Genomic DNA, 14,234 nt, shown 5'->3' with positions numbered 1-14,234 from the left:
GCTTCGGTGTTGCACCGACGCGTTGCGGGGCTGAGGCTGCCACCACCCAGTAGTCTGGACACGGCCGAGGAAAGGGGCAGGATGGACAAGCAGCGCGACTTCGTTCTTCGCACGATCGAGGAGCGTGGCGTCAAGTTCGTGAGGCTGTGGTTCACCGACGTCGTCGGCACCCTGAAGTCCGTCGCGATCGCCCCGGCCGAGGTCGAGGGCGCGTTCAGCGAGGGGCTCGGCTTCGACGGCTCCGCCATCGAGGGCCTCACCCGCGCCTACGAGTCCGACCTGCTCGCGCTCCCGGACGCCACGACCTTCCAGATCCTGCCGTGGCGGGGCGAGGTCGACCCGACCGCGCGCATGTTCTGCGACATCACGACGCCGGACGGGCAGCCCGCCGTCTCCGACCCGCGCAACGTCCTCAAGCGGACGCTGGAGAAGGCGGCCGACCGCGGCTTCACCTTCTACACGCATCCCGAGATCGAGTTCTACCTGCTCAAGTCGTCGTCGTTCGGCACCGAGGGGCCGGAGCCGGTCGACTCGGCGGGCTACTTCGACAACGTCCCAGGAGGCACCGCCCACGACTTCCGCCGCCGCTCGGTGCGCATGCTGGAAGACCTCGGCATCTCGGTCGAGTTCAGCCACCACGAGGCGGGCCCCGGCCAGAACGAGATCGACCTGCGCTACGCGGACGCCCTCACCACGGCCGACAACATCATGACGTTCCGCACGGTCATCAAGGAGGTGGCCATCGAGCAGGGCGTGTACGCGACCTTCATGCCGAAGCCGCTCTCCGGCCACCCGGGATCCGGGATGCACACCCACATGTCGCTGTTCGAAGGCGACACCAACGCCTTCTTCGAGCCGGGCGCGCAGTACCAGCTGTCGAAGATCGGCCGGCACTTCATCGCGGGTCTCCTGCGCCACGCGCCCGAGATCACCGCGGTCACGAACCAGTTCGTCAACTCCTACAAGCGCCTCTGGGGCGGCGACGAAGCGCCCAGCTTCGTCAGCTGGGGCCACAACAACCGGTCGGCGCTCGTCCGCGTCCCGCTCTACAAGCCGAGCAAGGGCCAGAGCTCGCGCGTCGAGTACCGTGCGATCGACTCCGCGGCGAACCCGTACCTGGCGTTCTCGCTGCTGCTCGCCGCGGGCCTCAAGGGCATCGAGGGCCAGTACGAGCTCCCGCCGGAGGCCGAAGACAACGTCTGGGCGCTGTCCGACGGAGAACGCCGTGCCCTCGGCTACAGCCAGCTCCCGGCGAGCCTCGACCACGCCATCTCCCTGATGGAGGACTCGGAGCTCGTCGCCGAGACGCTCGGCGAGCAGGCCTTCAACTACGTCCTGCTCAACAAGCGCAAGGAGTGGGCGGAGTACCGGGCGCAGGTCACCCCGTACGAGCTGCGATCCAACCTCGAGATCCTCTGACCCCTTCGTCGTGACGCGGCAGCAGCTCTCCCTCACCGCCCTGGCGCGCGCCGGGTTCGTGGGGCTGAGCTCGGTCCGCGACGGCCTCGACGAGCTCGCCGACCGCACCGGTCTGGATCCCGAGACGCTGATCGCGGCGCTGTCGGCCGCAGCCGACCCCGACACGGCCCTGGCCTCGGCTCTGCGGCTACTTCGGCAGGCGCCCGAGCAGGCGGCGGGAGCGTTCCGCAGCGAGGACGACGCCCGCCGGCTGTTCCGCGTGATCGGCGCATCGGAGGGCGCCGCCGAGTTCTTCCTCCGCCAGCCCGCCGAGGTGGACGCGCTCGCGACTCCCGTCACCGCGCTCCCGTCTGCGGACGAGGTGCGCGCCGACCTGCTGGCCGTCGTCGGAGCGGTCGACGGTGTTGCTGCCGACGCCGACGAGAGCGCGTGGACGCGCCTCCGCATCCGCTACCGCCACCGCCTCGTGCAGGTGGCGAGCTTCGACCTGGAGCAGGCCGATCCCGTCGGCGGCTTCGACGCGGTCGCCGCGGCGCTCTCCGACCTCGCGGCGGCCGCGCTCGAAGCAGCGCTGGCGGTGGCGCGACGCATGACGATCGGGACGGGGCCCGGCCGCTTCCCCGAGGAGCAGGTGCGCGCCACCCGGTTCTCCATCATCGGGATGGGCAAGGCGGGCGCCCGCGAACTGAACTACGTCAGCGACGTCGACGTCATCTTCGTCACCGAAGGGGACGAGGACGCCGGACTGGAGCCCGGCCGCGCGGTGGACATCGCGACGCGCCTGGCGATGCTGACGATGCGCGGCATCCACGAGCCCGCGATCGAGCCGGGGCTCTGGGAGGTCGACCCGAACCTGCGGCCGGAGGGCAAGGACGGCGCCCTGGTCCGCACGCTCGACTCGCACGTGGCCTACTACGACCGCTGGGCGAAGGGATGGGAGTTCCAGGCGCTCCTCAAGGCACGGCCCCTCGCCGGCGATCCCGGGCTCGGGGACCGGTACGTCGCGGCCCTCGCGCCGAAGGTGTGGAGCAGCGCCTCCCGCGAGAACTTCGTGGAGTCGGTGCAGAGGATGCGCGAGCGCGTCACCGATCACATCCCCGACGACGAGGTGCACTACCAGGTGAAGCTCGGGCCTGGCGGCCTGCGCGATGTCGAGTTCACTGTGCAGCTGCTCCAGCTCGTGCACGGCCAGACCGACGAGGCCGTCCGCCAGCGCGACACCCTCTCGGCCCTCGCCGCGCTGGCCGCGCGGGGGTATGTCGGGCGGGAAGAGGCGGCGAGCTTCTCGCGAGACTACCGCTCGCTGCGGCTGATGGAGCACCGCCTCCAGCTCCGCCGGCTGAGCCGCACGCACCTGATGCCGCGAGACGAAGCGGATGTGCGCATCCTCGCCCGCGCCACCGGCCTCGCGCCCAGCGCCGACGGGCTGCTCGTGCAGTGGAACCAGATCAAGCACCGGGTGCGCGGCCTGCACGAGCGGCTGTTCTACCGTCCGCTGCTCAGCGCGGTCGCGGCGACACCGGCCGACGACGCGCGGCTGGCCGGGGGAGCGGGCCTCACCAGCGAGCAGGCGGAGGCGCGCCTCGCCGCGATCGGATTCCGCGACCCGCGCGGTGCGCTCGCGCACATCGGCGCGCTCACCTCCGGCGTCTCGCGCCGCGCCGCGATCCAGCGGCACCTGCTGCCCGTCATGCTGCAGTGGTTCGCGAGCGGGCCCGACCCGGACTACGGCCTCCTGACCTTCCGGCGGCTCAGCGAAGAGCTCGGCGGCACGCACTGGTACCTGCGGATGCTCCGCGACTCCACGGGGGCGGCCGAACGGCTCACCCGCGTGCTGTCGGGGTCGCGGTTCGCCGGCGAGCTGCTGGGCCGCATCCCCGAGTCCGTCGCGTGGCTGGAGACCGAGGACGAGCTGCGGCCCCGCTCCGCTGCGCTGCTGCGGGAGGAGACGGCCGCGATCCTCGCCCGGCACGAGTCCGTCGACACGGCCGCTGCGGCGCTCCGGGCGGTGCGCCGCCGCGAGATCCTGCGCCTGGCGCTCTCCGGCATCCTCGGCTTCGCCACGATCGAGGAGCTGGCCCACGGTCTCACCGCCGTCACCGAGAACATCATCTCCGGTGTGCTGCAGGCGATCCGGCTCGCCCGCGGCGACGCCGACCAGCTGGAGTTCGCCGTCATCGGGATGGGACGGTTCGGCGGCCGCGAGCTGGGTTTCGGGTCCGACGCCGACGTGATGTACGTCTTCCGTCCGCTGGCGGCCGACCAGGAGGCGGCGAACCGCAGCGCGCTCGCCATCGTGTCGGAGCTGAACCGGCTCACCGAGGACAACCGGCTCCCGCTCGACCTCGACATCGGCCTGCGCCCGGAGGGGAAGAACGGGCCGCCAGCACGCTCGCTCGACTCGTATCGCGCCTACTATCGCCGCTGGTCGCTGACGTGGGAGGCGCAGGCGCTGCTGCGCGCCCGGGGGATCGCCGGGGACGCGGCGCTGCTCGCCGACTTCACCGACCTCGCGGACGAGGTGCGCTACCCGCAGAGCATCGGCGAGCAGGAGATCCGCGAGGTGAAGCGGATCAAGGCACGCGTCGAGAACGAGCGGCTGCCGCAGGGCGCCGATCCGTCCCGCCACCTGAAGCTGGGGCGCGGATCGCTGAGCGACGTGGAGTGGTTCGTCCAGCTCATCCAGCTGCAGCACGCCGCCGCCGTGCCCGCGCTGCGGACGACATCGACCCTGGATGCGCTGGCCGCGGCGGCGGAGCACGGGTTCGTCTCCGCCGAGGACGCGGCGCGGATGCGCGACGCGTGGGTGTTCGCGTCACGGGCCCGGTCGGCGATGACCCTGTGGGCGGACAAGACGGCCGACGTGCTTCCATCCGATCGGAGCGCGCTCGACGGCGTCGCACGGCTGATGGAGTATCCGCCCGGCTCGGCCTCCCGGCTGGAGGAGGACTACCTGGCGGTCACGCGCCGGGCCCGCCAGGTCTTCGAGCGCGCCTTCTACGGCCTCCCGCAGCGCCCCGCTCCCACCGCCTGACCCCCCCGCCGCCCGCCCCCGCGCCCGCCGCCCCACCGTCGAGTCCGCAAACTTTGCACGCCTCGACCCTCATAACCGTGCAAAAATCGCGGACTCGACGGCGGGGCGGCGAGCGGACGCCGGACGGGTCAGGCGTCGCGGAGACGGGCGGCTTTGGCGAGCAGCACGTCGCGCTCGCGTTCGTTCGCGGTGAGGCCGGGCGCCGTCGTCAGCTCGGAGACGGCCTCCTCGGTGCGACCGAGCCGGGCCAGCAGCTCGCCGCGCACGCTCGGCAGCAGGTGCGAGCCCCGCAGGGCGCCGCGCGCGGCGAGATCGTCGGCGATGCGCAGCGCGTTCGCCGGTCCGGTCGCCATCGACACCGCCGCCGCACGGTTCAGCTCCACCACCGGATTCGGCGCGATCCTCCCGAGCGCCTCGTACAGCACCACGATGCGGTCCCAGTCGGTCTCCTCGGCGCTCGGTGCGATCGCGTGGCACTCGGCGATCGCCGCCTGCAGCGCGTACGGGCCGCGGCCGCGTCCCAGCTCGTCCGCTCGGGCCAGCGCTGCGCGTCCCCGGACGATCTGCGAGCGGTCCCAGCGCGTCCTGTCCTGCTCGGTCAGCAGCACCGGGGTGCCGTCCGGGCGGGTGCGCGCGGGGAAGCGCGCGGCCTGCAGCTCCATCAGGGCGACGAGCCCGTGCGCCTCGGGCTCCCGGGGCAGCAGCGCGGCCACCATGCGTCCCAGCCGGAGCGCCTCGTTCGCGAGCTCGGCGCGCATCCACTCGCGGCCAGTCGTCGCCGCGTACCCCTCGGTGAAGACGAGGTAGACGACGCTGAGCACGCCCTCGAGGCGTTCCTTCCACTCCGCGGGGTCGGGGGAGGCGAACGGGATGTGCGCGGCGGCGATCGTCTTCTTCGCCCGGACGATGCGCTGCTGCACCGTCGCGACCGGCACGAAGTACATCCGTGCGATCTCGGCCGTGCCGAGCCCGGCGACGACGCGCAGGGTGAGGGCGACCTGGCCCTCCCGGGACAGCGCGGGATGACACGCGGTGAACACGAGGCGGAGCACGTCGTCGTCGATCGGCTCCCACGCGTCCTCTGTGGTCTCCTCCAGCGTCGCCGCCATCGCCCGGTAGCGGTCGTCGAGTCGTTCGCGCCGTCGCCACTGGTCGATCGCCCGGCGCTTGGCGACGGCGACGAGCCACCCGCCGGGGTTGTCCGGCACACCGTCCCGCGGCCACTGCTTCAGCGCCTCGACCAGCGCCTCCTGCGCGAGATCCTCGGCGAGGCCGATGTCGCCGGTGATCTTCGCGAGCGTCGCGACGACGCGCGCTCCGTCGATCCGCCAGACGGCGTCGACCCGCGCCGGGATCCCGCTCATCGTCTGCAGCCTCTCGGTCCCCGGTCGTTCAGGCCTTGTCCGCGGCCGCCCGCCATTCGGCTTCTTTCTGGATGTACTCGTTGTCGGCGAATGCCGCGAAGTCGCTCTCGTCGGTCACGCGCCGAACCTCCAGCTTCGAGCCGGGCCCCAGCGGGCAGCGGCTCGCCCACTCCGCCGCCTCCTCCTTTGAGCCGACCTCGAGGATCCAGAAGCCGTTGAACAGCTCGTGCGTCTCGCCGTAGGGGCCGTCGGTGATCGCCGGCGGCGTCGACGAGAAGTCGACGACGAACCCGGTCTCGGCGACGTCGTCCGCGAGGCCCTCGCCCGCCAGCAGCACGCCGGCGGAGATGAGCTGCTCGTTGTACTGGCCCATGCGGGTGATGACCTCGTTGAAGTCCATCTCCTGGTAGGCCTCCTTGGCGGCGTCATCCGAGCGCATGATCAGCATGTACTTCATGGGGTGTCTCCCTCAGGTCCGGGGTGCTTCGGTCGCACCCTCCTACCATCGTGTCGAACGGCGGCGCGAAAGGTCGACAGGGTCGGCAAGAAAAAAGAAAGAGGGCCGCATCCGTGATCGGATGCGGCCCTCTTCGTGGCTCCGGTGCGGGTCAGACCCCGTAGTACAGCTCGTACTCGAAGGGGTGCGGACGCTGCGCGAGCGGCTTGATCTCCTTCTCGCGCTTGTACTCGATCCAGGTCTCGATGAGCTCCGGGGTGAACACGCCGCCCGCGGTGAGGAAGTCGTGGTCGGCCTCGAGCGCGTCGAGCGCCTCGCCGAGCGACGCCGGCACCTGCGGGATGTTGCGCGCCTCCTCCGGGGGAAGCTCGTAGAGGTCCTTGTCGACGGGCTCGTGCGGCTCGATGCGGTTCTTGATGCCGTCGAGGCCCGCCATCAGCTGCGCGGCGAACGCGAGGTACGGGTTTCCGGACGCGTCGGGGGCGCGGAACTCGATGCGCTTCGCCTTCGGGTTGGAGCCCGTGATCGGGATGCGGATCGAAGCCGAGCGGTTTCCGGCCGAGTAGACCAGGTTGACCGGGGCCTCGAAGCCGGGGACCAGGCGGTGGAACGAGTTCACCGTCGGGTTCGTGAACGCCAGCACCGCGGGAGCGTGCTTCAGCAGACCGCCGATGTACCAGCGGGCGATGTCCGAGAGCCCGCCGTAGCCGGCCTCGTCGTAGAACAGCGGCTTGCCGTCGTTCCACAGCGACTGGTGGGTGTGCATGCCCGAGCCGTTGTCGCCGAAGAGCGGCTTCGGCATGAACGTGGCCGTCTTGCCCCACTCGTTGGCGGTGTTCTTGACGATGTACTTGAACTTCAGGATGTCGTCCGCCGCGTGCACCATGGTGTCGAAGCGGTAGTTGATCTCGGCCTGGCCGCCGGTGCCCACCTCGTGGTGCGCGCGCTCCAGGATGAGGCCGGCCTCGATCAGCTTGAGCGAGATGTCGTCGCGCAGGTCGGCCTGCTTGTCGACCGGGCTGACCGGGAAGTAGCCGCCCTTGTACGGGGTCTTGTTGCCCAGGTTGCCGCCCTCTTCGACGCGGCCGGAGTTCCAGGCGCCCTCCTCCGAGTCGACGGAGTAGAAGCTCGAGTTCTGCTTCACCTCGTAGCGCACGTCGTCGAAGATGTAGAACTCCGCCTCGGGGGCGAAGTACGCGGTGTCGGCGATGCCGGTCGACGCGAGGTACTTCTCCGCCTTCTTGGCGACCTGACGCGGGTCCTTCGCGTAGATCTCGCCGTTGCGGGGGTTGTAGATGTCGAACACCATGATCAGCGTGCGCTCGGCGCGGAACGGGTCGATGTAGGCGGTGGACACGTCCGGGATGAGCTGCATGTCGGACTCGTGGATCGACGCGAACCCGCGGATCGAGGAGCCGTCGAACAGCTGGCCGACGGAGAAGAACTCCTCGTCGACGGTTGCAGCGGGGATGTTGAAGTGCTGCTGCACACCGGGAAGGTCGGTGAAGCGGATATCGAGGAACTTCACGTCGGTGTCCTTGATGAACTTGAGCACCTCAGACGAATCACGGAACATACGGACGACTCCCAATGGCTTTGCGGGTGACCGGACTGCGCGTGCAGCCCACGTCAAAGCTAGAGGGAGGGGGTTTCCCGGGGGTCACGCGAATGTTTCGGGCATGTTACGCGTACCCGGGCCGGGGATGTCCCAGACGGCGCTCGGTAGACTCTGCGGGTGCCGCAGAACCCCACGAACCGTCCAGGAGACATCGCCCCGAGCCGTTACCCGGGGGAGCGCCTGGGCCTTCCCGAGTCGGGTCCCCGATCGGTCGGGCGCGTCGGACGGCGCATCGCGGCGATCGCGATCGACTGGGCCATCGCCTCCCTGCTGTCGTTCGCGTTCTTCCGCTACGATTCGTGGGCGACGATCGCGATCTTCGCCGCCCTGCAGATCGTGTTCATCCCGACGCTCGGCGGCAGCATCGGCCATCGGGCGGTGGGGATGCGCGTCGTCGCGGTACGCGGCGGCTGGGTCGGGGTCTGGCGTCCGATCGTGCGGACGCTGCTGCTATGCGTCGTCATCCCGGCGCTGGTCTGGGACTCGGACCAGCGCGGTTTCCACGACAAGATCGCCGGGACCGTCCTCATCCGCTCCTGACGGACCTCCGCCCACCGTCGAGTACGCACATACTGCACGGATTCCGCCGGAAAACGTGCAGTCTTTGCGTACTCGACGGAGTGGCGGGGCCCACTCCGAGGAGGCGGGTCAGCGGGCGCGCTGAGCCCGCACCTTCATCGGGTCGATGCCCTTCGGGATCGGCATCTGGTTCTCCATGGACTGGAGCCGGTTGCTGATCGCGAGCACCTCGGCCTTGGTGAGCGTCGGCTTGATCTTGGCGAGGGTGCGCGGCACCTTGTGCAGCGGCACCGAGTCGGCGTCCGGCCCGACGCTGATGACGGTGACCGGCACGTTCGGCAGCACGCGGTTCACCTTGCGGCGCTCCTCGTCGATCATCCGCTTGGTGCGGGTGACGGGGCCCTCGCTGATGAGCACGACGCCGCCGCGACCGGTGGCCCGGTACACCGCATCCTGCGTCTTGCCGTTGACGGCGACCGGCATCTCCGAGCCGCGCCAGCTGCGCTTCAGCGACGACCGCAGCACGGCACCCACTGCGCCCGGCTGACCCTCGATCTGCGAGTACGCGGCACGCTCCGCGCGCCGGCCGAGGATGATGAGCGCGATCAGGACGCCGGCGAGCACGCCCGCCAGGATCCACAGCACCATCGTGAAGACGTTGCCGCCCGAGAGGAACACGGCGAGCAGGACGCCGAGGATGATCGGCAGGACAGCCCCGAGGACGATGTACAGCACCGCGCGGTCGTCGTACCGGCGGGTCATCTGGAACACCTGCCACATCTGCTTCAGACGGCCGGGCTCCTTGGTGGACTTGTCCTTTGCCATAGCTCCAAGGATACCGGCTCGGCGGCGTTCCAGATGACCCGTTCGCTGCGGGGAGAGGGCTCTCAGGAGACCGCCTGCGCGAAGCCGAGAGTCGCGTCGGCGAGGTGCCGCAGCTCGTCCGGCACCGGCCGTCCCTTCGCCTGCATGGATTGCGCCCACAGCCGGCCTGCGCGGTACGACGACCGCACCAGGGGGCCCGCCAGGACGCCCAGGAATCCGATCTCCTCCGCCTCCTGCTTGAGCTCGACGAACTCGTCCGGATGCACCCAGCGAGCCACCGGCAGGTGCCGGGGGCTGGGCCGCAGGTACTGCGTGATCGTGATGATGTCGGTCCCCGCGTCGTGGAGGTCGCGCAGAGCGGTGCTGATCTCGTGGCGCTCCTCGCCCATCCCGAGGATGAGGTTCGACTTGGTGATGAGCCCGGCGGCACGCCCCTGGGTCAGCACGTCGAGCGACCGGTCGTAGCGGAAGGCGGGCCGGATGCGCTTGAAGATGCGCGGCACCGTCTCCACGTTGTGGGCGAACACCTCCGGGCGCGCCGAGAAGACCTGTCCGAGGTGCTCCGGGTTGCCGGAGAAGTCGGGCACCAGGATCTCGACCCCCGTCCCCGGCGACTGGCGGTGGATCTCGCGGATCGTCTCCGCGTACAGCCACGACCCCTCGTCCTCCAGGTCGTCGCGGGCGACACCCGTCACGGTCGCGTAACGGAGCCCCATGCGCTGCACGGACTCGCCGACGCGGCGCGGCTCGTCGCGGTCGAACTCCGCCGGCTTCCCGGTGTCGATCTGGCAGAAGTCGCAGCGGCGCGTGCACTGCGAGCCGCCGATGAGGAAGGTGGCCTCCCGGTCCTCCCAGCACTCGTAGATGTTGGGACAGCCGGCCTCCTGGCAGACCGTGTGCAGCTCCTCGGACTTCACCAGGCTCTGCAGCTGCCGGTACTCCGGCCCCATCTTCGCCTTCGTCTTGATCCACTCGGGCTTGCGCTCGATCGGCGTCTGGGCGTTGCGGACCTCGAGGCGCAGCATCCGGCGCCCCTCGGGGACGGCGCTCATGCGACGGCCTCTGCTGCGGTGAACTCCAGGTCGAACGCGTCCATCACGAGAGGCGCGACGTCCTGCGGCGTCACGGTCCGGCCGAGCACGCGGGAGATCGTCGTCACCCCGGCGTCGCGGATGCCGCACGCGACGATCCGCTCGTACGCGTCGAGGCTGTTGGAGCAGTTGAGGGCGAAGCCGTGCATGGTGACGCCTTCCGCGACGCGGATGCCGATGGCGGCGATCTTCTCGTCCGTGGTCGCTCCCGGGTTGTGCTCCGGCCGCATCCACACTCCGGAGCGGCCCTCGATCTGGACCCCCGTGACGCCGAGGCGGGCGAGGACGTCGATGAGCACCCGTTCGAGGGCGCGGACGTAGCCGACGACGTCGATGGGATCGTGGAGACGGAGGATCGGGTACCCCACGAGCTGACCCGGCCCGTGCCAGGTGATCTTGCCTCCCCGGTCGACGTCGACGACGGGGGTGCCGTCGGTGGGACGTTCGTCCGGTGAGGTCCTCTTTCCCGCGGTGTACACCGGGGAGTGCTCGAGGAGGATGACGGTATCGGGCGCCCGGCCTGCGACGACGGCGGCGTGCAGGGCACGCTGCTGTTGAAGGGCCTCGAGATACGGCACGGAGTTGGCGCTTAGCCCCGTGACGTCATACGTGGTCACCCGGTCAGTCTATGCGCGGCGGCGGACAGGTGCTCACAGGCGGACGCGCGGACAGGTTCTGCACAGATCGGCGGCCGCGAACCCGCCGCGTCGGCCGGACGGATGGGATGGACGGGTGACTTCCTCTCCTGTCTCCCTCCGCTCAGCGCCCATCCGACCCTCCGCGCCGTCTCGATCCGGTGACCGGACACCGACTCCTGCCGATCTCCTCCGGGCGGCGCGGTCGATCGCAGCCGACGAGGGGTGGGAGGTGGGCGCGTCCGAGTGCCGTCCTGTCGGCAGCCCGACGGACGAGGTGCGGCTGACCGTGTCCGGCGACCGGCTGCCCGGGCGGTGCCTCCTGCGGGTGCGTGAGCGCCCTCCCGGACCGGACCGTGCCTGCCCCGAACTCGACGCGCGCGCTGTGGCGGCGAGTGAGCACGTCGTCGGCATCGTCGGGGTATCCGCGGTTCGGCGCGTGCGGGGGAGGGAGGTGGATGCCGTGCTGCTGGAGGCCCCGGAACACGGCGACCTCGAGTGTCTCCTCGCTCGACGGGGCGGCATCCGGTCGGGCGAGGCGGCGACGATTCTGCTGGGGGTCGCCGCCGGGGTGGGAGCACTGCATGCGTCCGGATGGGCGGGGCCGGAGCTCACGGGCCCCGGCATCGTGTTCCTCGGCGACGGCTGTCCCGCTCTCGATGCGCTCGACGGGGTGGAGCCGTGGACGGCGGAGGGAGCGGTCACGGACGCCGAGCGTTTCTACGCTCTCGGCAGGACGGTGTGTCTGAGGGTGGTCGACGGATCCGGGATGCGCCTCTTCGGTGCGGTGGAGGACGGGCTCCGGCAGGGGAGCTGGACCGCGCTCGCCGAGGCCGTGCTGCGCGCGGTCGCCCCGGAACCGGTGGCGTTCGCCGATCCCGGGCAGTCCGAGGCCGGTCGGGTCGACGCGACCGGGTCCGATTGGGCGGTGGGGCTGACCGCATCCGGTCCTCCCGTGCCGAGCCGGTCCGCACGCGGGGGCGTCGCCGGGCGGCCGGGCGTGCGGATCGCCCTCCTGGCGAGCCGGGCGATGGATGCGCTCGATGGTCGTCCGGGGCGCGCTCTCGGTCGACGGCTCCGAGCGTTCGCGCGTCGGCGACCCGTGCTCGTGGCGGTCGCCGCGGTTCCCGTGGTGACGGCCGTCGCCCTGATCGCCCTGCTGCCCTCGTCGGGGACGGCACCGGCACCGGCGACGGCTCCGGCTCCGGTGCCGGGCGAACGGGTGCCGGGAGAACGGGTGGAGGAGCCGGAGGTGTCGCATTCCGGTCCGGTGCCGGCCACGGCATCGGCGGCTGCATCGGCCGCTGCGTCGGCCGCCCCGGAATCGGATCCGGTGGAGGCGGCACGCGCCATCCTCGCTGCCCGGCATTCGTGCTTCGTGGCCCGCCCTCCGCGCACCGACTGTCTCACGGCCGTCCTCGACGACGGATCGCCGCTCATCGCGGAGGAGACGGCGGCTCTGGCCGAGAAGGGCGCAAGCGGGGCCCGGGACTACCGCGGCGCGCAGCTGTCCCTGGTCGAGCGGTGGGGCGCTGCCGCGCTCATCAGCGCTGCTCCGGACGCGGCCCGCACCCCGAAAAGCGAACCGGCCTCGCTCCTGCTGGTGAGGAGCGAGGCCGGTTGGCGGCTACGGGCGGTGTACCCGTGAGCGGATCAGATTCCGAGGTTGGCCTCGAAGTTGCCGCCCTCGAGGCGGTTCTTGACCGCGACGAGGAAGCGGGCAGCATCGGCGCCGTCCACGATGCGGTGGTCGTACGAGAGAGCCAGGTACACCGTCGAGCGGATGGCGATCGAGTCGGTGCCGTCGGCCGAGATGACGACCGGCTTCTTCGTGACGATGCCCGTGCCCAGGATCGCGACCTGCGGGAGGAACACGACCGGGGTGTCGAACAGCGCGCCACGCGAACCGGTGTTCGTCAGCGTGAAGGTGCCGCCGGCCAGCTCGTCCGGCTTGAGGCGGTTGTCGCGGGTGCGCTCCGCCAGGTCGGTGATCTCCTTCGCGAGGCCCGCGATGTCGAGCTCGGACGCGTTGCGCACCACCGGGGTGAGCAGGCCGCGCTCGGTGTCGACGGCGATCGACATGTTCTCGTGATCGGGGTACACGATGCTGTCGCCGTCCACCGTCGCGTTGATGACGGGGTACGTCTTCAGCGCTTCGGCGGCGGCCAGCGCGAAGAACGGCAGGAAGGAGAGCTTCACGCCGGTCTTGGCCAGGAAGTCGGCCTTCACGCGGTCGCGCAGGGCGGCGACCTTCGTGACATCGACCTCGACGACGCTGGTGAGCTGCGCGGTCGACTGCATCGAGACGACGGCGCGCTCCGCGACGACCTTGCGGAGGCGCGACATCGGCTGCGTGGTTCCGCGCAGCGGCGACACCTCGGGGGCCGGAGCCGCCTCGGCGGCCTGCGAGCCGCCCTGAGCCGCGGCGGGGGCGGCAGCCGAGAGGATGTCCTCCTTGCGGATGCGCCCGCCGACACCGGTGCCGGTGACGGTGGAGAGGTCGACGCCCTGCTCGTTCGCGAGCTTGCGCACGATCGGCGTCACGTAGCCGGCGTTGCCGGCGTGAGCGCCCGACGAGGAGCTGCCGGAGGCCGCTGGGGCCTCCTGCGCGGGCGCGGCCGGGGCGGCGGGAGCCGGTGCTGCGGGGGCGGCCGGTGCGGCGGGAGCCGGTGCTGCGGGGGCGGCCGGTGCGGGAGCTGCGGGAGCCTCCTGCACAGGAGCCTGAGCGGGTGCGGCCGGCTGAGCCGGAGCCGGAGCGGCCTGCGCCGCGGGAGCAGGAGCGGCCTGCGCCGCGGGAGCAGGAGCGGCCTGCGCCGCGGGAGCAGGAGCGGCCTGCGCCGCGGGAGCAGGAGCCGGAGCGGCCTGCTCGGCCGGCGCGGAAGCCTGCTCGGCGGGAGCGGGAGCCGGTGCGGCGGCCGGAGCCGCCTGCTCGGCCGGAGCCGCCTCCGCGGGAGCGGCCTCGGCCGCCGGGGCAGCAGGCGCCTCGGCGCCAGCGCCGGAGCCGTCGCCGATCGTCACGAGCGCAGTGCCCACCTCGACCGTCTCGTCCTCCTGCACCAGGATCTCCTCGATGACGCCGGCGACCGGCGACGGGATCTCGGTGTCGACCTTGTCGGTCGAGACTTCGAGCAGGGGCTCGTCCACCTCGACACGGTCGCCAACGTTCTTCAGCCAGCGGGTGACCGTGCCTTCCGTGACGCTCTCGCCGAGCGCCGGGAGGCTGACGGATTCGCTCATGAGCTTCTCTCCTTCAAAACCTGATCGTTCAGTAG

At 71.1% G+C, this 14,234-nt stretch carries 11 protein-coding genes; 4 read left to right on the top strand and 7 right to left on the bottom strand.

Features of this window, described 5'->3' with window-relative positions:
- The first annotated feature begins 81 nt into the window (after positions 1 to 81).
- The gene (glnA, locus tag BJ963_RS06585; protein ID WP_089910191.1) at positions 82 to 1,419 is read left to right on the top strand and encodes a type I glutamate--ammonia ligase; all 1,338 of its coding nucleotides are present in this window, start codon (positions 82 to 84) and stop codon (positions 1,417 to 1,419) included.
- Positions 1,420 to 1,429: 10 nt separating this feature from the next.
- On the top strand, positions 1,430 to 4,453 hold the full coding sequence (locus tag BJ963_RS06580) for a bifunctional [glutamine synthetase] adenylyltransferase/[glutamine synthetase]-adenylyl-L-tyrosine phosphorylase (RefSeq protein WP_179455427.1): 3,024 nt from the start codon (positions 1,430 to 1,432) through the stop codon (positions 4,451 to 4,453).
- Positions 4,454 to 4,581: 128 nt separating this feature from the next.
- Here BJ963_RS06580 and BJ963_RS06575 read toward each other — a convergent pair whose 3' ends face one another.
- From BJ963_RS06575 to glnA (BJ963_RS06565), 3 genes are all read right to left on the bottom strand, one after another.
- Positions 4,582 to 5,817, bottom strand: coding sequence for an RNA polymerase sigma factor (locus BJ963_RS06575; RefSeq protein ID WP_179455423.1), 1,236 nt, complete (start codon positions 5,815 to 5,817; stop codon positions 4,582 to 4,584).
- Between the two features lie 28 nt (positions 5,818 to 5,845).
- Positions 5,846 to 6,274, bottom strand: a complete 429-nt coding sequence (locus tag BJ963_RS06570) for a YciI family protein (RefSeq protein WP_089910201.1) — start codon at positions 6,272 to 6,274, stop codon at positions 5,846 to 5,848.
- A 151-nt stretch (positions 6,275 to 6,425) separates the two neighbouring features.
- On the bottom strand, positions 6,426 to 7,850 hold the full coding sequence (gene glnA / locus BJ963_RS06565) for a type I glutamate--ammonia ligase (protein WP_089910204.1): 1,425 nt from the start codon (positions 7,848 to 7,850) through the stop codon (positions 6,426 to 6,428).
- Positions 7,851 to 8,009: 159 nt separating this feature from the next.
- Here glnA (BJ963_RS06565) and BJ963_RS06560 point away from each other — a divergent pair, with 159 nt between their 5' ends.
- Positions 8,010 to 8,432 carry an RDD family protein gene (locus BJ963_RS06560; RefSeq protein WP_179455421.1) on the top strand — a complete coding sequence of 141 codons (423 nt, stop codon included), beginning with the start codon at positions 8,010 to 8,012 and terminating at the stop codon, positions 8,430 to 8,432.
- A gap of 108 nt (positions 8,433 to 8,540) precedes the next feature.
- On the opposite strand, the gene BJ963_RS06555 is transcribed toward BJ963_RS06560, so the two are convergent.
- The 3 genes from BJ963_RS06555 to lipB form a co-directional block, all read right to left on the bottom strand.
- Positions 8,541 to 9,236 (bottom strand): DUF4191 domain-containing protein, encoded by a 696-nt coding sequence (locus tag BJ963_RS06555; protein ID WP_089910209.1) that lies wholly within the window; start codon positions 9,234 to 9,236, stop codon positions 8,541 to 8,543.
- A 62-nt stretch (positions 9,237 to 9,298) separates the two neighbouring features.
- Positions 9,299 to 10,288 (bottom strand): lipoyl synthase, encoded by a 990-nt coding sequence (gene lipA / locus BJ963_RS06550; RefSeq protein ID WP_089910212.1) that lies wholly within the window; start codon positions 10,286 to 10,288, stop codon positions 9,299 to 9,301.
- Entirely contained in the window at positions 10,285 to 10,944 is a 660-nt protein-coding gene (lipB, locus tag BJ963_RS06545) for a lipoyl(octanoyl) transferase LipB (RefSeq protein WP_089910215.1), read from the bottom strand. The genes lipA and lipB overlap by 4 nt, the downstream gene beginning before the upstream one ends.
- A 250-nt stretch (positions 10,945 to 11,194) precedes the next feature.
- Between lipB and BJ963_RS06540 the strand changes: the two genes are divergently transcribed.
- The gene (locus tag BJ963_RS06540) at positions 11,195 to 12,610 is read left to right on the top strand and encodes a hypothetical protein (RefSeq protein ID WP_179455419.1); all 1,416 of its coding nucleotides are present in this window, start codon (positions 11,195 to 11,197) and stop codon (positions 12,608 to 12,610) included.
- Between the two features lie 5 nt (positions 12,611 to 12,615).
- Here the strand turns inward: BJ963_RS06540 and sucB are convergent, their stop codons facing one another.
- Positions 12,616 to 14,199, bottom strand: coding sequence for a 2-oxoglutarate dehydrogenase, E2 component, dihydrolipoamide succinyltransferase (sucB, locus tag BJ963_RS06535; protein WP_179455417.1), 1,584 nt, complete (start codon positions 14,197 to 14,199; stop codon positions 12,616 to 12,618).
- Between the last annotated feature and the right edge of the window lie 35 nt (positions 14,200 to 14,234).

It is taken from the genome of Leifsonia soli (genome assembly GCF_013408745.1).
Lineage (GTDB): Bacteria > Actinomycetota > Actinomycetes > Actinomycetales > Microbacteriaceae > Leifsonia > Leifsonia soli.
Note: the sequence above shows the minus strand (reverse complement) of the source record. Positions and strands in the feature narration are given on the sequence as shown.